At 66.9% G+C, this 21,288-nt stretch carries 30 protein-coding genes; 26 read left to right on the top strand and 4 right to left on the bottom strand.

All coding sequences use genetic code 11. From position 1 onward, the window contains the following. Positions 1 to 513, bottom strand: a 513-nt coding sequence (locus tag AC4PWQ_RS04645) for a helix-turn-helix domain-containing protein (protein ID WP_492089908.1), incomplete at its 3' end; no start/stop codon positions are given. A gap of 112 nt (positions 514 to 625) precedes the next feature. Between AC4PWQ_RS04645 and AC4PWQ_RS04640 the strand changes: the two genes are divergently transcribed. Both AC4PWQ_RS04640 and AC4PWQ_RS04635 read left to right on the top strand, forming a co-directional pair. Continuing rightward, a complete protein-coding gene (locus AC4PWQ_RS04640; protein WP_492089907.1) occupies positions 626 to 862 on the top strand; it encodes a helix-turn-helix domain-containing protein in 237 nt (78 codons plus the stop codon). Beyond that, positions 859 to 1,281 carry a hypothetical protein gene (locus AC4PWQ_RS04635; RefSeq protein ID WP_492089906.1) on the top strand — a complete coding sequence of 141 codons (423 nt, stop codon included), beginning with the start codon at positions 859 to 861 and terminating at the stop codon, positions 1,279 to 1,281. The genes AC4PWQ_RS04640 and AC4PWQ_RS04635 overlap by 4 nt, the downstream gene beginning before the upstream one ends. Positions 1,282 to 1,683: 402 nt before the next feature. Here AC4PWQ_RS04635 and AC4PWQ_RS04630 read toward each other — a convergent pair whose 3' ends face one another. The 3 genes from AC4PWQ_RS04630 to AC4PWQ_RS04620 all read right to left on the bottom strand — a co-directional run bounded on the left by AC4PWQ_RS04630 (position 1,684) and on the right by AC4PWQ_RS04620 (position 2,787). Further along, positions 1,684 to 1,989: a hypothetical protein gene (locus AC4PWQ_RS04630; RefSeq protein ID WP_492089905.1), complete on the bottom strand. Its 306-nt coding sequence runs from the start codon at positions 1,987 to 1,989 to the stop codon at positions 1,684 to 1,686. 96 nt (positions 1,990 to 2,085) lie between these two features. Then, a complete protein-coding gene (locus tag AC4PWQ_RS04625; RefSeq protein ID WP_492089904.1) occupies positions 2,086 to 2,448 on the bottom strand; it encodes a hypothetical protein in 363 nt (120 codons plus the stop codon). A 96-nt stretch (positions 2,449 to 2,544) separates the two neighbouring features. Next, positions 2,545 to 2,787, bottom strand: a complete 243-nt coding sequence (locus tag AC4PWQ_RS04620; protein WP_492089903.1) for a hypothetical protein — start codon at positions 2,785 to 2,787, stop codon at positions 2,545 to 2,547. 102 nt (positions 2,788 to 2,889) lie between these two features. On the opposite strand from AC4PWQ_RS04620, the gene AC4PWQ_RS04615 reads away from it, so the two are divergent. From AC4PWQ_RS04615 to AC4PWQ_RS04500, 24 genes are all read left to right on the top strand, one after another. Continuing rightward, positions 2,890 to 3,273 (top strand): hypothetical protein, encoded by a 384-nt coding sequence (locus AC4PWQ_RS04615; RefSeq protein ID WP_492089902.1) that lies wholly within the window; start codon positions 2,890 to 2,892, stop codon positions 3,271 to 3,273. Positions 3,274 to 3,472: 199 nt separating this feature from the next. Next, complete coding sequence (locus AC4PWQ_RS04610) at positions 3,473 to 3,736, top strand: hypothetical protein (RefSeq protein WP_492089901.1); 264 nt, start codon at positions 3,473 to 3,475, stop codon at positions 3,734 to 3,736. Next, positions 3,733 to 4,026: a hypothetical protein gene (locus AC4PWQ_RS04605; RefSeq protein ID WP_492089900.1), complete on the top strand. Its 294-nt coding sequence runs from the start codon at positions 3,733 to 3,735 to the stop codon at positions 4,024 to 4,026. The genes AC4PWQ_RS04610 and AC4PWQ_RS04605 overlap by 4 nt, the downstream gene beginning before the upstream one ends. Positions 4,027 to 4,207: 181 nt before the next feature. Then, positions 4,208 to 4,540, top strand: coding sequence for a hypothetical protein (locus AC4PWQ_RS04600; protein ID WP_492089899.1), 333 nt, complete (start codon positions 4,208 to 4,210; stop codon positions 4,538 to 4,540). Then, positions 4,537 to 6,123: a ParB/RepB/Spo0J family partition protein gene (locus AC4PWQ_RS04595; RefSeq protein ID WP_492089898.1), complete on the top strand. Its 1,587-nt coding sequence runs from the start codon at positions 4,537 to 4,539 to the stop codon at positions 6,121 to 6,123. Before AC4PWQ_RS04600 ends, AC4PWQ_RS04595 begins: the two co-directional genes overlap by 4 nt. Next, positions 6,120 to 6,545, top strand: coding sequence for a hypothetical protein (locus AC4PWQ_RS04590; RefSeq protein WP_492089897.1), 426 nt, complete (start codon positions 6,120 to 6,122; stop codon positions 6,543 to 6,545). The genes AC4PWQ_RS04595 and AC4PWQ_RS04590 overlap by 4 nt, the downstream gene beginning before the upstream one ends. Continuing rightward, on the top strand, positions 6,542 to 6,787 hold the full coding sequence (locus tag AC4PWQ_RS04585) for a hypothetical protein (protein ID WP_492089896.1): 246 nt from the start codon (positions 6,542 to 6,544) through the stop codon (positions 6,785 to 6,787). The genes AC4PWQ_RS04590 and AC4PWQ_RS04585 overlap by 4 nt, the downstream gene beginning before the upstream one ends. Beyond that, positions 6,784 to 7,047 (top strand): hypothetical protein, encoded by a 264-nt coding sequence (locus AC4PWQ_RS04580; protein WP_492089895.1) that lies wholly within the window; start codon positions 6,784 to 6,786, stop codon positions 7,045 to 7,047. The genes AC4PWQ_RS04585 and AC4PWQ_RS04580 overlap by 4 nt, the downstream gene beginning before the upstream one ends. Before the next feature lie 642 nt (positions 7,048 to 7,689). After that, the gene (locus AC4PWQ_RS04575; protein ID WP_492089894.1) at positions 7,690 to 7,878 is read left to right on the top strand and encodes a hypothetical protein; all 189 of its coding nucleotides are present in this window, start codon (positions 7,690 to 7,692) and stop codon (positions 7,876 to 7,878) included. Then, positions 7,875 to 8,399 (top strand): hypothetical protein, encoded by a 525-nt coding sequence (locus AC4PWQ_RS04570; RefSeq protein ID WP_492089893.1) that lies wholly within the window; start codon positions 7,875 to 7,877, stop codon positions 8,397 to 8,399. Before AC4PWQ_RS04575 ends, AC4PWQ_RS04570 begins: the two co-directional genes overlap by 4 nt. A 611-nt stretch (positions 8,400 to 9,010) precedes the next feature. Then, complete coding sequence (gene ssb / locus AC4PWQ_RS04565; RefSeq protein ID WP_492089892.1) at positions 9,011 to 9,598, top strand: single-stranded DNA-binding protein; 588 nt, start codon at positions 9,011 to 9,013, stop codon at positions 9,596 to 9,598. A 16-nt stretch (positions 9,599 to 9,614) separates the two neighbouring features. Next, on the top strand, positions 9,615 to 10,313 hold the full coding sequence (locus AC4PWQ_RS04560; RefSeq protein ID WP_492089891.1) for a hypothetical protein: 699 nt from the start codon (positions 9,615 to 9,617) through the stop codon (positions 10,311 to 10,313). A gap of 131 nt (positions 10,314 to 10,444) precedes the next feature. Continuing rightward, complete coding sequence (locus AC4PWQ_RS04555) at positions 10,445 to 11,719, top strand: HNH endonuclease (RefSeq protein WP_492089890.1); 1,275 nt, start codon at positions 10,445 to 10,447, stop codon at positions 11,717 to 11,719. A 69-nt stretch (positions 11,720 to 11,788) separates the two neighbouring features. Further along, positions 11,789 to 12,478: a hypothetical protein gene (locus AC4PWQ_RS04550; RefSeq protein WP_492089889.1), complete on the top strand. Its 690-nt coding sequence runs from the start codon at positions 11,789 to 11,791 to the stop codon at positions 12,476 to 12,478. 286 nt (positions 12,479 to 12,764) lie between these two features. After that, positions 12,765 to 13,097 carry a DUF8602 domain-containing protein gene (locus AC4PWQ_RS04545; protein ID WP_492089909.1) on the top strand — a complete coding sequence of 111 codons (333 nt, stop codon included), beginning with the start codon at positions 12,765 to 12,767 and terminating at the stop codon, positions 13,095 to 13,097. A gap of 149 nt (positions 13,098 to 13,246) precedes the next feature. Beyond that, positions 13,247 to 13,732: a hypothetical protein gene (locus AC4PWQ_RS04540; protein ID WP_492089888.1), complete on the top strand. Its 486-nt coding sequence runs from the start codon at positions 13,247 to 13,249 to the stop codon at positions 13,730 to 13,732. 15 nt (positions 13,733 to 13,747) lie between these two features. Then, positions 13,748 to 14,830, top strand: coding sequence for a hypothetical protein (locus tag AC4PWQ_RS04535; protein ID WP_492089887.1), 1,083 nt, complete (start codon positions 13,748 to 13,750; stop codon positions 14,828 to 14,830). Continuing rightward, the gene (locus tag AC4PWQ_RS04530; RefSeq protein ID WP_492089886.1) at positions 14,827 to 15,405 is read left to right on the top strand and encodes a hypothetical protein; all 579 of its coding nucleotides are present in this window, start codon (positions 14,827 to 14,829) and stop codon (positions 15,403 to 15,405) included. Before AC4PWQ_RS04535 ends, AC4PWQ_RS04530 begins: the two co-directional genes overlap by 4 nt. Before the next feature lie 43 nt (positions 15,406 to 15,448). Beyond that, entirely contained in the window at positions 15,449 to 16,774 is a 1,326-nt protein-coding gene (locus AC4PWQ_RS04525; RefSeq protein WP_492089885.1) for a phage portal protein, read from the top strand. Positions 16,775 to 16,777: 3 nt separating this feature from the next. Continuing rightward, positions 16,778 to 19,072 carry a hypothetical protein gene (locus AC4PWQ_RS04520; RefSeq protein WP_492089884.1) on the top strand — a complete coding sequence of 765 codons (2,295 nt, stop codon included), beginning with the start codon at positions 16,778 to 16,780 and terminating at the stop codon, positions 19,070 to 19,072. Beyond that, positions 19,069 to 19,371 (top strand): hypothetical protein, encoded by a 303-nt coding sequence (locus AC4PWQ_RS04515; RefSeq protein ID WP_492089883.1) that lies wholly within the window; start codon positions 19,069 to 19,071, stop codon positions 19,369 to 19,371. The genes AC4PWQ_RS04520 and AC4PWQ_RS04515 overlap by 4 nt, the downstream gene beginning before the upstream one ends. A 72-nt stretch (positions 19,372 to 19,443) precedes the next feature. Next, the gene (locus tag AC4PWQ_RS04510; RefSeq protein WP_492089882.1) at positions 19,444 to 19,974 is read left to right on the top strand and encodes a hypothetical protein; all 531 of its coding nucleotides are present in this window, start codon (positions 19,444 to 19,446) and stop codon (positions 19,972 to 19,974) included. 110 nt (positions 19,975 to 20,084) lie between these two features. Next, complete coding sequence (locus AC4PWQ_RS04505) at positions 20,085 to 21,011, top strand: phage major capsid protein (RefSeq protein WP_492089881.1); 927 nt, start codon at positions 20,085 to 20,087, stop codon at positions 21,009 to 21,011. A 1-nt stretch (position 21,012) separates the two neighbouring features. Beyond that, positions 21,013 to 21,270 carry a hypothetical protein gene (locus AC4PWQ_RS04500; RefSeq protein WP_492089880.1) on the top strand — a complete coding sequence of 86 codons (258 nt, stop codon included), beginning with the start codon at positions 21,013 to 21,015 and terminating at the stop codon, positions 21,268 to 21,270. Positions 21,271 to 21,288: the final 18 nt, after the last annotated feature.

The following is a 21,288-nucleotide window of genomic DNA, read 5'->3' as shown; positions in this document are numbered from 1 at the left end:
CGGTTGTTGGTTCGAGTCCAACCGCAGGAGCCAATCGGCAGACACGCCGAGCACGGAGGCCGCAGACGCAATGTCTGCGGCCTTCCACGTTTCCCGCCCCTCGAGCAGCGCCACCACGCGCTCGCGGCTCTCGGCCATGGCCTCAGACATGCGCTCTGGGTTCAGCCCCTGAAAGCGCATGATCTGGGAGACCTTGTCTCCCAGGACGGTGGACGATGAGTCGACAGGGCCGGTACTGGTCGGCTTGGGCGCGCCACCGCCCGGGCGGCTGCCTGTCATCAGCCAGAGGGTGTCCACTCCAGTGCGCGCCGAAATCGCCTGGGCGACGTCGGCAAGGTTTCGCGGCGCGCGGTCTCGCAGCTCCCACTCGCGCCAGGAGCCCTGAGGCACACCACAGGAAAGTGCTGCCTCCTTCATGTTCCAGCCAAAGCGCTGGCGCACGAGCGCAAGTCGCGCCCCAAATGAATCGTCGGAAGGGATCCAGGCTGCCGGGGTAATGGTCATGGTGCTCATGAGGAAAGGCTAGCGCAAATAGCGGGAATAGCGCATGGAAACGAGACTGGCGGGCGGCAGAAGTGCCATTCGCGCTTGACGCGACAGGCTGGCATGTGCTTCCATCTAGCACATGACGCGAGAAGCGGGCGCACAAGCGCCTTTTGAAGAGCCGGACGTCACGTATGTGACAAGCGCAGATGTGGCACGCCTATTCAGCGTTGCCAAGTCCACCGTCCGGCTGTGGGTGAGCCAGGGCATTCTCAATCCGGCGTTCACCACGCCAGGCGGGCACCACCGGTTCCTGGCCTCCGACGTCGAGAGCCTCCGCGCTGCCCGTAGCGCTCGCGGTGGGGGTGAGTCGGAGTGAGCGAGGAGTTCAAGGACGGGTTCCTGGCGTTGCACGCGCAGCGTGGCTGGTCTCGCACGGCGAGCCTTTTCGCTCCCGCGATGCGGGGCGCGGACAGCATCGGTGATCCTGCGGTGGAGGTGGTGGGCCGGATCTTCCTGGCTCGTGCCCGTGCCCGGGCGCTGGAGTCTCACGCGGCCGCGCTGGAAGCGGCAGCAGAGGCGTACTTCCCGTCGTGGATTCAGAGCGTGCAGCTGCGCATGGATCGCGCTGACCTGGTCGCCGCTGCGGCTGACGCGGCCCGCCGTGCCGAGACGTACCACTCGCTGGCCGAGCGAATCCTCGCTATCGCACTGGCCGAGGGCGGACCGCTGGCAGACCGCGACTCCTGGCCCGAGCTGTGCGTCATCACTATCCCCACGCTAGACAAGGAGGCCTGAGTAATGGCACACGTTCCCAACTTCGCCAGGCAGGGAGACTGCACGATGGGCTGGCTCGCGGAGCGCGAGCAGCAGTCCGACAAGGGAGCTTCCCGTTCCGCGTACTGGTCTGAGGCCATGTCTGAGCTCCTGGGGGATCGCGGTTACCGTCGTGCGCTCCAAGATGGCTTTGACCCGGACGCGCTGGAAGTGTGGGGGATCGACGAGTACCCCACCAAGCGGCCCGCGCCGGCGCACGCCTGCGTCTTCTGCTGGGCAGACATGAAGAACGACGTGGCCGCCTCTTACCGGCACCAAGCGTGCTCGGCCTGTATCCAGGCACTAAAGGACGGCCGCATGCCGGCCCGTCTACTCCCTAACGGCACCTTCCAGATTGGCCGCGCCTACCTCGCTGAGGTCTGCTCAGACGCGCAGGTAGATGCCGTGCTCCGTTACCGCGATAGCGTGCCAGCGCGACGCCGCAAGCCACTCTCGGACGAGCCGATCTTCGGCCTCGGTAAGACGCAGAAGGGTGGACTCGTCAACGTCGATGAGCTCCCCGTAGTCCCATCCCCCGTCACAGGTGATGGTGCAGAAGGCGGGAACGTCGTAGACCTCGAGGTCAGCGAAGGCCCCGATCTCGACACGAACGACGCCTTTGTCGAGGGTTCCCAGCTGGATAGCGCGGGCGGCGACGTGCGGGGCGACCTTGCACGGGAACTCGGTCATGATTCGTCCTCCTCGGTAGGTGGCGCCGCCTCGGCGGCGCGTGTGATTGGTGGCTCTGAGCAGCCTACCGAGGAGGCACCCACACGTGAGGCGGGGTCAGAGCCTTCCACTCTCGCGGGCGGCGCGCAGCGCTCTGATCTCCCTCAGGAAAACCTCCGTGGCCGGAAATACTGTCTCGCCGCGCTCGGGGCTTGGGTATCTCTTGGGACGGGAGGCCGCCAGGACCTCTTGCGCATCCCTGACGAGGTCCTCGCCCACGATTGCGGCCAGTGCATCCCTCAGATGCGCAATCTCCGAGCGTATGTCACTAAGCATCGTCAGGACGTACGCGTGCCTCTCGTCGGGGTCGAGGGCAGCGAGAGTGGACCCTTGCAGGGCCATGCTCATGAGGGCATCGGGGTAGCTGTCGGCGATTTCCCTGGCGGCCTCGCGCAGTCGGTCGTCGGTGATGGGGCACATGATTCGTCCTCCTCGGTAGGTGGTGATGCCGCCCAGGCGGCGTCGGTTGTTTGCACTCCTGAGCCTACCGAGGAGGCGCCCACACGTGAGGCGGGGTCAGAGCCTTCCGCTCTCTCGGAAGTAGTCGCGTGGGACGTGATTGCTAACCGGCACCCCATCGATTACTGCGGCCAGGGCCTCGACTGCTTCCCACAGCGCGTCCATCTCGGCTCTGAGCACTTGCAGTGTGCCCAGCGTGACCAGCTGGGGTGTCTCTCCTCCTCTGCCACCGACGATGTCCTGTTGGGTCTGCATGCGGGACTTGATGGCGAGCAGCAGGTCGGTTGCCGTTGTGGGCATGATTCGTCCTCCTCGGTAGGTGGTGGCGCCGCTGGGGCGGCGTCGGTTGTTTGCACTCCTGAGCCTACCGAGGAGGCACCTTTTCCGGTCGAGATTGATGGTGTGCTCTCGACTGTCATCGCTGAGATGGAGCAGATGCTCGCGCCGCTTTTGTCGAAGCTGCGTGGGGGCCTTACGCCGGTGATCGAGGCGGCCGCTGCGGCCGCAGCTGTCCGGCTGCGGCCCGCCTCCCGAGTTCCGGCAGAAGGCGAGGAGGAGGCACGTCTGCGTGAGGAGTGGGTGGGGGACGCGTTGGACGCGTCCGAGCCGAGGCTGCTCCTTTTGCGGACGGCGCGCGATTTTGCGACGGACAGGCAGGGGTGGCCCGATGACGCGCAGAGGATGGCGCTGTGCGTTGACCGCTTGTTCGATGCTGTGTGTCGTGAGCGGGCGCAGCTGCAGCGTGAGTTGAAGGACCTGTGGCGTGCTGCTGGGGGTGCGGTGTGACTGGGGTGTTTGCCAAACGTGCGGTGGTGCGTTTGCGGCGTGAGCAGTCCGCGCCGGCGTCTGCTGTGGGTGTGGGTGGTGATGCGGCGTGAGGCCGGGGGCGCGGTGGCGTGAGGTGCTGGCCCCGTGGGTGTGGAGCTTGCCGGTGATAGTGCAGCGGGTTTTGTGCTCGGTCGCGGGGCGCGAGTGGTCCAAGGATTTGACGCTCACATCAGTGTCGGCTCTGTCCATTCCGGCGGCGTACCCGCGCAGGCTGGCCCCGGTGGGGGAGTCGGCGTGTGACGCGCTGGCTGAGGTCCTCCACCTGGCTGGTGTGCCGGGCATGGGTGAGCTGGTGGGTGCTGCTGTGGCCCGGATCCGCCGTGGCCCGGAGGCCACGCGTCTGGATGGGTGGGTGTGTCCGCCGCTGCCGATGCCGATTCAGGAGGCGTGGGCGCTGGAGTCGTGGGGAGTGGAGCGATGAGCGTGCGTGGTGTGAGTGGTCCGGTCCGACCGGTGCGGGTGGCTGCCCAGCATGCCGGCCGGGCGGGGGTCTCGTGGTGGGACGAGGTGGTCTTGCTGATCGCGTGGGGGTTCCTGGACGTGATCGCGCTGCTGATGGCGCGACCGCTGCTGGTCCTCACGGTGGTGCTGACCGTGGTGCAGCTGGTCAGGCTGCTGCGGTGTGTGGATGCGCACGCGGCGGCTGAGCGTGAGCGTGCCCGGCTGGCTGCCCGCCACCCGGTCGGCCCGGCTGGGGTGGTGCAGCGGTGAGCGCGGCGCGCAGGGCCTGGGCCTGGTGTGTCCAGCTGGGCGGCGAGGTCGTCCAGGGGTGGGGCGAGTGGTGGCGGCGTCTCCCCGAGTGGGTGCGTGAGGTCGTGGTCATCGAGGCGCTGGCTGTGGCCTGGCTGGTGTGGATGTTGAGTGTTTTTGTGCTCGTTAGGGGGATTTTGGGATGAGCGAGACCAAGACAGCGGCGCCGGCGGCGCCGGAGAAGTTCGAGCCGTTGGCGCTGATCGAGGCGTCGGTGGTCGTGGCCAGGATGGGCCTGGTGCTGCTCGAGTCCCAGGTCCAGCTGACCGAGTGCCGGGTGGTGCCCGTGCCGCGTGATCGGGTGGTGGTCGAGCTGGTCGCGGCTAGTGAGGCTGATGTCCTCCAGATCGTGCGCAGCATGGGCCTGCCGCGCCTGGTGACCAGCTCTGATGTGTCCGAGCGGCCTTTGTATTGGTCGGGATGGGTCGGCGGTATCGAGGTGCGTGTCCCGGTGGTGCCTGGGGGTGTGGCATGACGCCCCGCGCCAAGGAGGCGGCACCGGCCGGCGCCGCGCCGGCGGAGGCTGCGGTGGTGGAGTCTGGCCGTCGAGTCCCGCAGGTGCGCGTGACGGTGGTAGGGCGTGACGGGCGAGTCTCGCCTGTGGGGGAGCTGCTGCACCTGCCCCCGTCCCAGATCGCCACCAGCACGAATGTCCGCCGGGACCTTGCGCTGGATGAGGATTTTGTGGCCTCGGTGCGCCAGCACGGTGTGCTGCTGCCTCTGACGGCCACCCGAGATCTTTTCGGGGATCCGATCGTGGTCGATGGCCACCGGCGTCTGGCCGCCGCCCTCGAGGCCGGTCTGGAGACGGTGCCGGTGTATGTGCGCCCGCAGGCGCTGGATGAGGCTGCCGTGCGGATCGCGGAGCAGATCGTGGCCAATGACCAGCGCACCGCCCTGACCTCCGGGGACCGCTTGGAGGCGCTCGGCCAGCTGGCGCTTTTCGGGCTGAGTGATGAGCAGATCTCTGCCCAGACCCGGGTCCCGCTGGAGACGGTGGCAGCGGGGCGACGATTGGTGAGCGATGAGCGTGTCACCGCGCTGCGTGAGGCCGCCCAGGATGAGAGTCTGGCCGGTGACGTCGAGGTCCTGGCCGTGGTGGCTGAGGCTCTGGAGCTGGGTGTGGACCAGCCGATGGTGGAGCACCACCTGTCCCGGCCGCCTCGTGAGCGCTCGCTGGTGCTGTCGACCCTGCGGGGACACGTGATGGCGCGCCGTGCGGTGCGGGATGCGATCGCGGCAGCAGCGCAGCGCGGCGAGACGCTGCTGAGCGTGGAGGAGTGGCTGGAGCGCACGGGCACTGAGCAGTGGGAGTGGAATACCCCGGGGCGGGATGTGGGGCCGGCACACCAGGAGGTGTGCGTCGCCCCGTGCCGGGTGGTCTCAGGCCTTACCTACCCTGCGGCAGTGTCTGTGTCGAGCTGCTGTCTGGAGCCGGCCACGTGTCCCGGGATGAAGGCCGAGGCTGCTGCGGATGAGGCTGCCGCCGGGCACCTGCGTGCTCGACGGGAGGAGGCCGCTGCGCGGGAGGCTGAGCGTCGAGCGGCGGCGGTGGAGTCCTCGCATCTGCGCGCCGCGCACCTGCGGGACTGGCTGCGGGGAGCCCCTGCGTGGCAGTGCACTGATCTGGTCGTGCGCCTGGTGGTGACCCTACAGGACCAGGGCGTGGCTCTGTCCTGGTCGGATCAGGATCTGGGTGAGGTGCTGCGCGATTGGCTGGGGGTCACCCCGGCGCAGGCCGCCAGCCGCTTCTACTCCGCCAAGGCGGCCACGGCGCTGGTGCTGGCCAGTCTGGAGTCGATGTGCAGCGAGGAGCTGGCCACCTATGTGCGTATGGGGGTGGTGCCGTGGAGGCGGCGCCCGCTGGAGCAAGCAGCGGCGTACCTGGTCGCGCTGCGCGCGCACGCGGACTACCAGCTGAGCGAGCTGGAGGAGGAGCTGCTGTCCGCGCTGGCGGGTGAGGACGTCGCCGCCGACCAGGCTACCGACGACATCGACGTCGACGTCGATGTCGCGGGTGACGATGCTGGTGCGGGTGAGGGTGGTGAGCAGGCATGAGTGTCTCCACGCTCACAGGATGTGTCGCGCCGTGTGGCTGGCGCGCGCCAGAGGATTTCATCACGATCGACCTCGCCCACATCGGCCTGGTCGTCCCCGCCCACGGCAAGACCAACGTCTTGCGCACGGCCAAGCGGTTCCGCCCGCGTGTGCTGGACGCGGCGGAGTCGCTGGCGCTGCGTGCCCGCGCGATCGCCCACGTGCGTGAGTACTTTCGTGCTCGTGGCGGGTACGTCGTGGAGATCCTCCACACCTGCGTGGTAGGAGACCCACTCGAGGTCGAGGTCGTGTACCGGGTGACGGCGCCGGCGCCGGCGCCGCGCGAGTTCCAGTGGCGTCACCTGCACCTGCCGCCGCGTCCGCGTGACCGGCGCTCGTGCCGGCCGCGTCCGGCCATGCCTCGCATGGGGGTGTCTCGATGAGCGCCCACCATGTCGAGTCGCGCGCCGTGGCGGCTGCTGAGCATGAGGCCATGGCCCGCCAGCGGCTGCGTGCCCACGACGCCATGCAGGCGTTCTGGCTGCAGGAGGTCCAGACGACGCCGGAGGGCTCCGTCACTCACCGGGTGGCCCTCGCTGAGCTGTCCAAGGCTCAGGTGCGCTACGCCTCCGCCCAGGCGCATTGGGAGGCTGCGTATGCCAGCCTGCAGGAGGTCCGCTCGTGATACTCGTGATGCTCGTGCACGCCTGTGCGGCTCTGACCGCACTCACCGCTGCCGCGTGGGCGGCCCTGTACGTCGTGGACCTGGTGCGCGCCCGCCGCGCACAGCCCACTACAGCTGACACCGACGACGGCGCCGTGCCGGCGCCGTTCCTAGGCCCCCACCGCGACCTGATCGAGGCCCGCCTGGCCACGACTTTCGTGGCCTCGGCAGCCCTCACCATCGCCGTGGTGCTTGCTCTCATCACAAGGTGGCGGCCATGACCAGCTGGGGCCCGTCTTCCAGGTACGCCCGAGCCTACGGAGCGGAATGTCTCGTGTGTGGCCAGTCGGGCTCGTGGCATGGGCGGTCGTGCCTGCGCCGCGTCCTGGGAAAGATCGCTCCTGAGTGGGTGTGGATGTGCCCGCTGTGCGATCAGCTCGAGGACGCATACCTCGCCGCCAATCCGCGACGCCGCACGGCCCTCTTCTCCGCGCGCGCTCTGCGGGACTGGGCTGTGGCTGAGCTGGAGCGTTCCCTGGACCCGGCTCCGCTGTTGGTGACCTGGTGGCGCCACGCTCACCCCGGACAGCCTCTACCTGTCGAGGCTCTGCGTCTGGCAGAGGCAGGCCTGCCGCCCGCCTTTTCAGTCGAGGTGGCCCCTCGTGGCCTGGAGTGGAGGGTGACCGTCCGCACTGCCGCTGCGGTGATCACCTCTGAGAACTTCGTTGGCCTCGGTGCGGCACTCTCTGCGGCTAATTCTGTCGAATCGTTCCTCGCCGCGACCTACCGCTTGGGGATCGAGTTTGACCCCGTGCAGTTCCTACGGTCGGCCCCGGGCTACCTCCCGCCGCCTCGTCCCCGCCGGCTCGGCAATCGCCATGACCGTCGCCGGGCACAAGCCCGACTCCGAGAGGAATCCCAAAATGAGCTACTACCACGTCAAGATTGCCCGCATCCGTGAGGGTGAGTGGGTCTCCATGATCACCCCACGCCCCACCCCAGCGCCCTCGCCTCATCAGCTCCACCAGACGATTACCGCCCCCACTCGCGCCATGGCCGTGGCAGCCGCCATGTGGGCCATTTCCACCCACAGAGAGGAATCCCAAGGATGACCACCGCCCTCGTTCCAGTACTCGAGTGGCGCCGCGCCTACCGCCGCCCCAACGCGGACAAGCACTTGCCGCCGAGCGTCCTCATCGCCGACGTGCCCCTGGATCTGACCGCGCTCGCATACAGCATCCTGGGCCTAGTTCCACCGGATGAGGTGACGGTGGCGATCTCGTTGGTTGCGAGCGTTAGCGGGCCTACCGCGCCAGTGGTGTGGGCGACCTCTGGCATCGCCGAATCGTGGTCGTTTGAGGCGGACGAGCACCCGCTCGTGCCCGAGCAGTGGCGCGGCCTGGGCTACAAACCTCGCACCCGTGACCAACTGCCGGAGCCTAACAATCCCGCCTACTTCCGAGGCATCTACAACGGTAAGCCGTTTGAGGGCGTTGGGTATGTCATGCCCGACCGTAGGGGCACGGTGATGATTGGGCAAACGCATGTGTTTGCTAACGCTGCTGGGTATCCACGTGACGCGATCTTTGCGTGGCGCCCGATCCCGCCCTGCGACTGGGAGACCAACCAGTGAGCAGGACTGATTACTGGAGGTCCAATGCCCGGGGCAGGCTGTGCCACGTGTGCGGGCGGGCGCCCTACGCGTTTGGAATGTTCTGTGCGGCGTGTGGCGCGTCCGCGCCTTACAGAGTGCCCGCCCCTCTTACTACCCGTGAGGATGACGCGCTCTTCTTTCCGGAAGAGCTATCGCCCGGTGACAGCATCGAGATTAGCTTGACCCCGCAGCCTACGGTGAGAGTCCGTGTCGCTGACAAAATCGTTGCCACTGAGCCGTTCTATTCCCCCGAAGCCGGGGCCTGGCTTGTCGACCGTCTCGCCAGGCTGCTTCCTCACGCGCACGGCTTGAGTATCGACTTCAGGGCAGTGATACGAGCCGCGCCTCGCTACGGGCCGCCTCGCGCGCCTAGCCGCCGCAGCTGGAGGTGCGCTTGACCTATCCCTGGCGTATCCAAATCACCCGTCACCACCCCGGCCACTGGGGTGCCCGAATCACCGGCCCCGGCCGCACCCTCCTCCACTGCCTCGCCCGAGACTCCCAGCCCGCCGCGCTCGCGGCCGCGTTGGAGGTGTCGAGGGAGATGGCGGAGGAGAAAGAGGCCGAGCAGCGAGAGCGAGAGAAGAACCATGGCTAGCGAAAACGAGATCACGATTACCGGCAATCTTGCCGCTGACCCGGAGCTGCGTTTCATTCAGAACGGCACCCCGGTTGCTAACTTCCGGGTCATTTCGTCCTCGCGGCAGTTTGACCGCGCCACTAATGAGTGGAAGGACGGTGCGTCCATTTCGATTCGCGTCGAGGCCTGGAACGAACTGGCCGAGAACGTGGCGGAAACCCTGACCAAGGGAACCCGCGTGATCGTGCGCGGCCGCCTGTCCCAGAACACCTACGAGGGGCGCGACGGCGTGGAACGCACCAGCGTCGAGCTGCGTGCGGAGGACGTCGCGGTGTCCCTGCGGTGGGCAACTGGACAGATCACCCGCAAGCGCCGCGAGGGCGGACAAGGTGGCGGCTACGGCGCTCCGGTGGGGGCTGGTCGCCCGCCCGCGGACTCCCACCCGCCGGCGCCTGGCGCGCAGGCTCCGCAGGGCTACGGCCCGCCCCAGCAGCGTGGGCCTGCTCCTGGTGGTTATGGCTGGCCTGGACCGGGGACGGATTACGACCCCTGGGCACACCAGCCCTTCCCCGGCCCGGGCGATGAGGCGCCCTTCTAGCGAGAAAGAGCGTGTGATGACTGTTTTTGCTGTGACCAGGTTTGACCTGGTGCGTGCGCTGGGCGCTGCTGCTCAGCTGGCGCCCGCGCTGGATACCGACATCACCCTGAGCCCGCTGGCGGATGACCTGATCGTGGCCACGGTGGGGCGGACGACTGCGGCTGCGTGTCGGGTGCCGATCGTGCCCTCTGACTGGGACGACGGCGAGCGTGAGGTGACCGCGATCCCGGGGGATGTGGCCAAGAAGGTCTTGGCGGCGCACAAGCCCCCGCGCGGCAAGGAGGCCCGCGCGTTTTGGATGAGCCAAGAGTTCCGGGTGGAGCTGGCCTCGGGGGAGATCACCATCGAGCAGGTCGATCCGCTGGAGATCGCCGGTGGGGATGTCTCCCTCACGGCCCACACCCAGGACGCCACCCCCGTGGGGTTCTCTCCGAGGACCTTCCGCCCCCCCATCCAGGACTCAGATTCGCAGCTCATCCCGGGTGCCACGCCTGGCCTGATCGCGGCTCTGACCGCGCTGTCCAAGCACTACGCCTACCCGCAGCTGGAGCTGTGCGCGGGCGGGTGGGCGGTGCGCCTGAGCACGCCTCTGGCGGTGGCCGTGTCGATGCTCTCGAGGCTGGAGCCGGGCGAGGGTCTCTCCGAGCAGCTCCTGGAGGAGGCCGGCCGCGCGGTCCTCGACGTCGACGCCGCGCAGGCGGCCCCTGTGTCTTGACCTGGAGGGTCGAGTCCGTGAGGGGAGGTGAGTGCCATGGATGTGGAGAGATGCGTCGCGTGTGACCGGTGGATTGACCCGGTCACGAGCGAGTGTGGATGTAGCGATTAGAGACGAGAGGAAGGGGTCAGGTGCCGTATTTCATGGTGGACGACGAGCTGCCTCACCACCCGAAAATGGTCCGCCTGCTGGAGAACCCGCAGCTGGGCGTCCTATTCGGTGTGGCTGCGGCAGGAGTGTGGACGCTGGGGGGTAGCTCTACTCAGCGGCGCAGGGAGGATGGTGTCATCTCCCGCTCCACCCTGATCCGAGTTATCCCTGACCCCGAGGTTGTCGACGTCTTGGCTGACCTTCTGGTCGAGTATGGCTTCTGGCACGCACCGGGGCACGACTGCATGCGGTGCCCTCAGCCCCCGCAGGGGGCGTGGATCTTCCACGACTGGTTCCACCTGCGGTACAAGACCGGCGCCGAGGCCAGCGCGAATCGTGCCGTGCAGGTGGAGCGTGGCACCAAGACTTTGCGGGACGCGGTGTGGGACCGAGACCAGACCTCACCTGCCGGGTCTGGCCAGGCCGCCACGGCGCTGTGCGCGTACTGCCAGGAAAAAGTTGTGCGCTCTGACCGCAAGTCGGATCTCCGCCCGGAGGTCGAGCACGTGATACCGGAGGCACTGGGTCTGATCAACCTCGTGATTTCCTGCAACTCGTGCAATAGGAAAAAAGGCAACCGTGACCCGCACAAGGCGGGGCTGGTTGCTCACTACACGCCAGCCCATCGGGCTGCACTGCAAGCCGATTCCCGCGCGGCCGCTCAACACCTGCTGGCGTTTGAGCATGCCGAGCCGGGGACGCTGTTCCGGTGCGACGGCCAGATCGAGGACGTTGAGAGCGGCGTGGCCACGCCTGCGCTCCGTCCGCATGATCTGGGATCGGCGCCCACGCCCGGGGTGGGGGAGGGGATGTTCTCGCCGGCACGTGCGCGTGCTGTCGCTGGGATGCCCGCCCCCGCCCGCCTGGAGGCTAGAGCAGAGTCCCTGGCGCCCGCGCCCGTTGAGCAGGGGGAGGTGGTCTCGCCGCCGCGTCTGCGTGCTGTCGCTGGGACGGCTGCCCCTGCTCAGCGTGTGGCTGCTGGGCCTAACAGCGGGAATCAAGATCCAGATCAGATCAAAATCAAATCTGATTCTGATCTGATGCCGGATCAAAACGCATCTGCTGTCCCGCGCGCACGCGCGCTGGCAGGGCAGGGCAGGGCAGGGCAGGGCAGGGGCCTGGCAAATACAGGGACAGGGCAGGGTCAGGGCTTGGCTCCGGCTGGGTCTGGCTCAGGCTCGGGTCTTGGTGAGGGTGGTGCGCGGCGCAGGCCGCGCCGTCGTGGACGTCGGGGCCGTGGGAGGGGCAGGGCGTAGATGGTGAGTGTTGGTGTTGTTCGTTCCCAGGTGTCGGATTTGATGCAGTGGCTTCCTTTGCTGGGTGACGTGAACGCGGCGTTGCTGGGGTTGCATGGGGCGTCGTTCTCACTGTCTGGTGTGGGCGGCGTGCGTGATGGTCTGGCGTTTGGGCTGGATCGTGTGCTGGATCGCCCGGAGGATGGTGGGGCTGGTGTACGTACCGAGGCTGGCGCGTTGGATCTACTGCGGTCGTGGGCGGTCTCGTTCGCGCAGGATCGTGGCGAGGCTGTCCCGGCCGGCGTGCTGGCGTACCTGCTGGGCTTGGTGGAGTGGGCGCACGAGCACGCGGACTGGGAGGCGTTTGCTGAGACGGTGGGCAGCACGCACACGGTAGTGGCGCGAGCGACTGGTCATGCCCCTGTGGTGTGGGGGACGTGCGCGCACTGCCTGGGCCAGGTAGTGACCGATCCGGGGCGTGAGGGCATCCCGGAGTGGGGCGAGTGCGAGGTGTGTGGCACTTGGTACCGCGATGGGGAGGATTTGGTGCGTGCCCGGGTGGAGGAGCTGCGCAGCCCGCATCTGCCGGAGCGCCTGTTCGTCACGTACGCGCAGCTGCGTGGGATCTGGCCGGAGTTGTCTAAGGACCAGGTCAAGAAGTGGTGCTCGCGCCGGCGGGCGCTGCCTGTGGTGGATGGGCCGCCGCGTCGTTACCAGTTGCGTGCGGTTAATCAGCTGATGGCTGTGCGTACTGGCCTGGACAGCCTCGCGCGGGGCTAGACCCTCACCTGCGCGTGGGGACGCGCCCGGGTGGGTACGGGGCAGGTGCCGGCGTCGTTTTTCTGGTACTGTCCCCCCTAAGGGCCGCAGGAGTGTGTCTACACCACTGCGGCCCTTGCCATGCCCCGGCGATTTTGCGTGGTCGGCGCAGCCCGACTTGCTGGTCCTTTTTCTTGCGCGTTGTTCTGTGTTCTGCTGTGTGCTGGCTGCGGGTTCCTGCCCCTGGTCGAGGGGTTGGGGCGTGGGTGGGGTGCTAGTGGGGTCGGAGGGGGGTGGTGGTGTGGGTATGCGGCGGTGTCCGGGTACCCGATGCCCTGTCCTCATCCCGGCTGGCCAGCGCTACTGTCCGGCGCACCAGGCCGAGTACGAGCGGGGGAGGGGTAGCACGGTGGAGCGTGGGTACGGCAGTGCCCATACCCGGCTGCGGGCTGCCCTGCTGGCCAAGCTCGAGGCTGGCGCGGCGATGTACTGCGCGTTGTGCGGAGTGCAGCTGCGCGTGACGGACGACCTGGCGCTTGACCACTCGGTGGACCGGCGTTCGTATCGCGGCTTGGCTCATCGTCGCTGTAATAATTCGGACGGCGGCAAGCGTTCGTCAAGCTCCCGCCAGCGATGGTAAAGACGTGGCAAAGTGACCCCAGGGGGGTAACCCCCAATAAGCGGCTTGAAATGACCGCCGGTGAGGGCAAAAAAGACTGAAACGGGTTCAAAAAAACGCGTCCACCCCGAATAGTAAACACTCGGTAAAGTCGCGGTTTGGTGGGGGTGTTGAACGTGCCTTCTGGTGGTGCTCGCTACCGCTCCGGCCCGGCCCCTCGAGAAGGCTCGGTGCGCTCCGACCGCGCCGGCCTGCGCCTGGAATCACTCCCACTGCGCGCCAAAACCGCCCGTCCGCCTGCCTGGCCACTGCCCCCGATCAAGGACGAGGAGCTGCACGCCCTCGAGATCGGGCGCTGGAACACGATCTGGACCTACCCGCAAGCTGGCGTGTGGGCACGCCCGGAGGAGAAGTGGCGCCACGCTGACCTAGCCCTCTACTGCCGCCTGTGGGCGCGCGCGCTCGCGGCGGCGGCGCCGGCGTCGTTGTTGACGCAGGTCAATCGGATGGCTGAGAACCACGGGTTGACCACGCGGGGGTTGCAGGAGATGGGTTACAAGATCGAATCGACGGCCACGCGGCGGGCGCGCACGGTGGAAAACGTCTCGACGCCGAAGAAGGGGGCCCGCGCCAAGGCTGCTGCTGCCCGCAAGTGATGGTTGGGGGTGGGCATGCTCGATCCGTCTTGGGTCGTGGAGTGGCCCACGCTGGGCTTTCTGGCGGCTGATTGGATCACTGCTCACTGCCTGGTCCCGGCTGGCCCGATGATTGGTCGCCCGTTTGAGGCTGATGGGTGGCAGTTGTGGGCGCTGCTGAATCATTACCGGGTGCGCCCGAACGCGCGTTTGGACGCGTGGGGTGGCTCTAACGCGACGTCGTTCGTTTATCGCCGTTCGCTGGTTGTGGCGCCGCAGAAAACGGGCAAGTCGCCCCTGGGGGCGGCGTTGACGCTATTCGAGGCGGCCGGCCCGTGTCTTTTCGGGGGCTGGGCACCCAAGACCCGCGCCAAGCGCTATTACCGATGTGAGGACAACGGCTGCTACTGCGGATTTGAGTACGAGTACGCGCCTGGCGAGCCGATGGGGATGCATCGCCCCAAGTCGATGATCCTCCTGATGGCGTTCAACGAGGATCAGACCGCCAACGTTTACGAGCCGTTGCAAACCATGGCGGCCACAGGGCCGTTGTGGGGGATTGTTCGCCCTCGTGAGGACTTTATCCGCACCCCGAATAATGGGCGGATAACACCCGTGACGGCTTCGACGCGCGGCAAAATCGGAGCGCCAATTAATTTCGCGTTGGGCGATGAGACAGGCCTCTATGTCGGTAAGGTCGCCAAAACGTGGGAAACCCTGCGCCGTAATCTTGGCCCGCTGGGTGGTCGCGCGCTTGAGCTGACCAATGTTTGGGACCCGATGGAGGATTCCTCGGCCAAGCGCACCTACGAGTCCGGTATGGACGACGTCTGGACGTTTTACGAGGCCCCGCCCGAGTATCTAGACTTCATGGACCCGGATCAACGGCGCCAAATCTTCGAGATCGTCTATCGCGGGTCGCCCTGGGTGGATCAGAACGCGCTGGAGGCCGAGGCCGCCGAGCTGATCAAGACCGACCCGGCGACCGCGCGGCGTTTCTACGGTAACCAGGCCTACCAAGGCACGGGCGCGTTCATCTCACCTGAGGCGTGGGACAAGGCCTCGACGCCGTGGCCGGCGGAGCTGGCAAAGCTCTATGACATAGAGGTGGCGCCGTGATCGCTATCGGACTAGGTTTTGACGGCTCGCGGTCGTCTGACTGGACTGCTCTGCGTGCGGAGACCATGGCCGGGGTGCGGTTCACGCCGCGCTACGGGCCCTCGAAGCGGCCCACGTTCTGGGACCCGAAGCAGTGGCCGGAGGAGCGCATACCCCGCTCCGAGGTCAACGCTGCCGTGGCTGAGGTCTTCGCGACTTTCGAGGTGGTGCGCTTCTACGTCGACCCGCGCCACTGGGAGACCCAGGCTGATGACTGGGAGAGCCGGTACGGCGAGGACGTAGTGGTGCAGTGGCCCACCAACCGCGTCAAGCGCATGCACGAGGCCCTGGTGCGCTACCAGGAAGACCTCGCCGAGGGCCTGACCAAGCACGTGCCAGACGCGGAGATGCGCCGGCATGCACTCCACGCCCGCAAGGTCCCCAAGCCCGGCGACCAGTTCATTCTGGGCAAACCCGAGCAGCACATGAAGATTGACCTGCTCATGGCTGACGTGCTGGCTCACGAGGCAGTCTCCGACGCTCGCGCCGCCGGGTGGGGCCAGAAGAAGGCCACCCCGTTTTTCCGCTTCCGATAGCCCCGCGCCGGGGCCGTCCTCCCGTGTGATTGTGAGGTGCCGCGTGGCAAAGGTGTTGGAGCTGGTTAAGCGTGCCGAGCGCGCCTTGGGGGGCTTGTCTCCCCGTGATAGGCGTTACTGGGCCTATTACGAGGGCACCGCCCGGGTGGCTCACATGGGTATTGCTATCCCCCCGGAACTGCGTAACTTCGAGCTGAGCTTGAACTGGGCGCGCCTGGTGGTTGACACCTACGTAAACCGGCAGGACGTTAAGACTCTCCTCCTACCGGGGTCCACGACGTCCGACGAGGATTTGAAGGCCATTTGGGATGGCAACGATCTCGAGGCAGAGATCCCTCTGCTTAATCGTGACGTTCTGGTTACGGGGCGTGGTTTCATCTCGGTTGGTTCGGCTGACGATGACGGGGTGCCGCTGCTGCGCGTGGAGTCCCCGTCGGAGGTGACTGCCCACGTCGATCCGCGTACGCGCCGTGTCAGCCACGCTGTTCGTGTCTACAAGATCGACTCGCAGGCTAACGCTGCTGACGGCGCGGTTGTCTACTTGCCGGACGAAACGATCTGGCTTGAGAAGGACCGGGGGGTCTGGCGTGAGACTGCCCGCGACGAGCACAACTTGGGGATGGTCCCTATCGTCCCGGTCTACAACCGGCGCCGCTCTGGCCGGTGGGCAGGCACCTCAGAGCTGGCCGACATCATTCCCTTCATCGATGCCTCCACGCGCGCCCTGACCAACCTCCAGGCCGCCATGGAGACTTTGGCATTCCCCAAGCGCTTCGTTTTCGGTGTGGCCAACGAGCGGTACAAGGACGAGGACGGCAATCCCGTCCCGATGTGGGAGGCCTACCTTGACGCGCTGCTGGTCAACGAAAACTCCGACGCTAAGGCTGTGCAGATGGCCGGCGCGGACCTGTCCAACTTCCACGAGACGCTGGACACCTATGCGCGGCATGTGGCGGCCCTGACGGGCTTCCCTCACTCCTACATGGGCATTTCGACACAGAACCCGCCAGCCGAGGGTGCGATCAGGGCGCAAGAAGCGCAGCTGACCAAGACCATCATCCGCAAGAACACCGAGGTGGGCTCACAGATTGGGCACGCGCTGGCGCTGGCCTACCAGCTCTACACGGGCAAGGAGGTGCCTGGCGCCCGGTTGAAGGTGCTTTGGCATGACCCGGGCACGCCCACCTTCGCCCAGCGTGCCGACGCCATTCAGAAACTGGCTGGCGGCATCGAGATCATCTCGCGTGAGGGCGCGTGGGACGAGCTGGGGTTCAGCGAGGCCGAGAAGGACCGTGAGCGCGCCGCGTTTGCCCGCCAGGAGGGCCTGGCCGTGGATTCTCACCTGGAAGACAAGACCGTGGAGGAGTAGCCCGTGGCCACGCCCCGCTTCCCTGCTGCTAACCGGGGGCTGTACGCCATGCAGCACCAGGCGCAGCTCGAGCAGCTGCAAGCGGGGCGCCGCGTGGTCCAGCAGATCGCCCCTACCGGGGTACTAGCCTCCTTCGACGTCGAGGAACTGGTCCGCCGGGTCTCCGCTGCCCAACTCCACTTGGCCCGGGCTGCCGCCTTGGCCGCCACTGCCTCCCTGGCGGAGCAGGGAGCCCACGTCCCTGCTCTAGCTCTGTCTGACCCGGGTGGCGCTGTGGGCGTGCTTGCCCCGCCAGAGGGCGGCTCGTGGCTGGTCGACGTCGAGGACTCGGCCCAGACGATCGCTCACCGCCTGGACGAGGCCGCCCGCTCCGGCACCACGCTCCACGCGCTCCGCCAGGCCGGTGCGCTGGCAGTGGACCGCCTGGTCACTACCGCGATCGCGGATTCTGCGCGCATGGTGTCCTCGGTGGAGGTCGCTGCGCGGCCGCGTGTGCAGTACGTCCGCCAGCTCGTCCTGCCGTCCTGCCCGCGCTGCATGCAGCTGGCCGGCAAGATTTTCCGCTGGAACCAGGGCTTCCAGCGCCACCCCTCGTGCGACTGTCAGCATGTGCCCACCATGGCGCGCACGTTCGAGGAAGCTGCCGAGCAAGGCCTGGCCGCCTCCCCGTACGACCTGTTCAACGAGATGACCCGCGAGCAGCAAGACCGCTACTTTGGCCACTTCAACGCCCAGGCGATCCGTGACGGCGCCGACTTCCACCAGGTCGTTAATGCCACCTCTGCGCGCGGGCGTCCAGGTGGCCGCGCCCGGGCCGCATTGACCACGACCGAGGGCACCACGAAACGCTCCCAATGGGTAGCGCGGCGCGGCGGCTTCCGCCCGCGCGCCCGCTTGACCCCTGAGGGCATCTACCGGCAGGCCGAGCAGTGGGGCCTCGACCACCAGGGCGCGCTGGGCATGCTCGAGCGCCACGGCTACATCCTGCCCGAGGGACAGGTCCCGGCCGGCGCGCTGCGCCCTAGCAGCCAGCTGGGGTTTGGCCAGTTCGGGCGGGGAGGCACCCGCAAAACCGCAGCCGGGGCAGTACTAGACGCCAACGCCGCAGGCGTGCGCGACCCGCGCAGCATCTACACCATGACCGCAGCTGAGCGGCGCGTCTACGAAGCCCGCCGCAACTATGAACTCGCGCTCGCGGACATCCACCCAGGTTCTGACCTGGCGGTGCATATGCGCGGTGGTGCGCGTATCTCCTGGGACGCCGGTCAGGTCACGCCAAAGGATCTGGCCGGGTTTGAGCAGGAGTGGCGCCTACAGGTCATGGCTCGTGGCGAGTTGACGGCCTACCGTGCGCTACGCCGCGACCTTGACCAGGTGCTGATCCCGCGAACGCTGGATTTCTCCGATATCCCCTCTGAGATCCTCGACGCTGCCCACGCGGCCCGCCTGGCCGGCCAGGCGCTGCCACGCGAGTTCTACCAGGCTCGTCAGGCCAAGCTCGCTGCCCGCTCTGGTAGTGGTGACGGCGCTGGTACTGGTGCTGCGGGTGGCCGGGGCCGCTCGGGCGGGACAGACGCCGGTGGTGGCCGTGGTGCACTACCACCGACAGGTGGAGTCGCTGGGGGTGTTGGTGGCCCGCCAAGGGGGCTACCGCCGCGCAGTCCGGGTTCTGGCGTGCCGATGGAGCCTGCTGACGGTTGGAAGGCGGCTGGTGCGCGCAGTTGGCACGACAAGATCGGGCCGGTCTATGGGCCGCGTGATCTGACCGATGAGCAGATCGAGGTCTTGCTGGGCATTGAACCGCTTCCAGACCCAGACCGTGTGCGCGGGCCGTTGCGTTACCAGTTCTATCGCTATGGGGACATCGTTATTCGTCCGGAGTTTTTCGCCAAAACAATTGACGGGCTATACAGGTCAAATGGGCGCTTGGTTGGTGCGCACCGCCCGATCGGGGAAATCAATCGGCAATCTTTGCATACGATTTGGCCCCAGGAATTGCCTGCAAAACAGATCATTAGGGACCTGCGGGCCGCTTTCCAGCGCGCTAACTGGGTGTATGCGCATGGAGGCATTATTGCCTTCGATGATACTGGGCGGTTTGTGAATGAATTAAGAGCACAGGCAGCCGCGTATTCGCGCGGCCTGCCAGTAATGCTTAATTTCCATCCGCATAACGGCGCGGGCGTGGCCGTGCTATCGGAGGGAGCGGTCATGGAGCTTCGGCCCTATAATCCTGGCGCTATCCCCGGCCTGTATGCGGACCTCCGCAGTAGCAGACGTGCTAAGTTGGGGCCGTGAGCACGCCCCTTCAGATGACAGCCTTCAACAGGCATGCGCTTGCCTTGCGAGAGTGGCTTTTGCCGCGATTGAGCGAGGGTGCGGCGCTGCGAGTGAAGTCGGCCGAGGGCGCGGGTGAGCATTGGCTCCTGATAGCCGGATATTGGGAGGCGACTGGGGAGGGGATCAAGATTCCGGAGCAGTTTAGCCCGCTGGAGTTGCTGCGAAGTAGCGGAGCGGATGAAGTGGAGGAGGAGTCGGTATTCGCTGCTGTTAACGCGAACCGGGCTCTGCCTGACTCTATGATTCCAACCGAGTAACCCGAGGCTTCCCTCAACCTGCCCCGTACCGACTGGTGCGGGGCTTTTTTGTACCCACGACAAGGAGAATCCATGCCCAACAGCACCAATTCGAAGTCCGCTGCCGCGTCGGCCCCCGCCCCTGGTGGGGGTGCCGAAGGCAGTGCCGCAGAGACGGTCAAGACACCTGCCGCTGCCGAGGTCATCGAGCAGCCGGCCAAGCCCGCTCTCACGCCGGCCACGGCGGAGAAGAAGGCCCCGGCCAGTAATCCCGTTAAGGGCGAGCCGTCGGGGTCCGACCTCGCCGCGCGCATTGCGCAGCTCGAGCAGCAGCAGGCCGCTACCAGCAAGGAGCTCGCCGAAGCCAAGGAGGCCGCCGCGCGCGCCGAGCTGGCCAAGCTCCGCGCAGAGGTGGCTGCTGCCAAGAGCCTGCCGGCAGACCTGCACGAGTTCCTGACGGCGGACACGAAGGAGGCCCTGGAGGGGCAGGCAGACAAGCTCTTGGCGCACGCCGGCAAGCGTCGTTCTGCCCCGGCCCCGGATCCCACGCAGGGCAAGAGCTCATCGACCCCGCTGAACTCTTCCTCCCTCGAGGACGCTTTCCGCCGCGCTTTCGAGCGGTAACCGTGCTCGCGGCCACTAGCCGCCCGCCTTCAACGCCCTGCAGCTCCGTGCTGTGGGGCGTTTTCCATACCCACTCAACGCAGTCGCAAGCCTGAACGAAGGAGTATTTCATGGGCATTTCTGCCGCAACTACGACTGACAAGCTCCCCAAGGAGCTTTTCTCTCCGGAAGAGTCGGAGAACATTTTCAAGGAGGCTGCGCGCGTTTCCGTGGTGCAGTCGCTCGTCCGCCGCATGGAGGTGGGGGAGTCCGGCAACGTCATCCCGATGGTCACGAACAAGCCGCAGGCCCAGTGGGTCCAGGAAGGCCAGCGCAAGCAGACCACCGAGATGGGCATGGGCATCTTGAAGGTCGTACCGAAGAAGCTGGCCACCATCGCGGTGGTGTCCGCTGAGGTGGTGCGTAAGAATCCCGGTGGCTACTCCGACGCGCTGATGGATGAGATCGCTGAGGCATTCGGTCGCGCCTTCGACCTGGCTGCGCTGCACAACCTCGACGGCACCGGCACCGGCACAGGGCCGTTCGAAAGCTACCTTGGTAAGACGTCCAAGGCGATCACACTGGGCACGGCCTCTGCTGATGCCGGCGGGATCTATGGTGACGTCATCTCCGGCATGAAGCTGCTCACGACCAGCAAGAAGAAGCTAACGGGTTTCCTCCTCGACGACACGGTCGAGCCCACCTTCCTGGAGCAGACCGACAAGTCGGGCCGCCCGCTCTTCGTTCCGTCCTCGCTCGAGGAGACCACGGCTGTGGCGCGTGGGGGCCACCTCCTCGGCCGTAAGACCTTCATGTCCGACGGTGTGGCGCACCCTGGTGGGGATGACAAGACCGTGGGCTTCATGGGTGCCTTCCACAAGGCCGCCTGGGGCGCCGTGAACCAGATTTCCTTCCGCATCTCCACCGAGGCAGCGGTCACCATCGGCGGCCAGCTCGTCTCCCTCTTCGAGAACAACCTGGTGGCGGTGCTGGCCGAGGCCGAGTACGGCTTCGTGGTCGCCGACACCGACGCCTTCGTCAAGATCAAGGAGGCCTGACATGGCCCGCCCTGCTAAGCCCGCCGAGCCCGCCGAGCCCGCCGAGCCCGCCGAGGACGTCGTGGAGGACGTCGCCGGGGAGCTGTCGCCTTCCGCTGCCGCAGAGCAGCCCGCAGCCGGCGTGGTCACCACGGACTCCTTCGTGGAGGTCGGCCAGGCTGTCCCGGCTGGAGTGGTGGTGCTGCACGCCCCGAATGGGACGCGCGTAGAGGTCGACGAGACCCTGGCCGTGCAGCTGCGCGCTCGCGGCTGGTCCTGACCCTGGGGTGGTGGCGAC

It is taken from the genome of Buchananella sp. 103232 (assembly GCF_058725725.1).
This window is presented reverse-complemented; position numbering and strand designations above follow the sequence as displayed.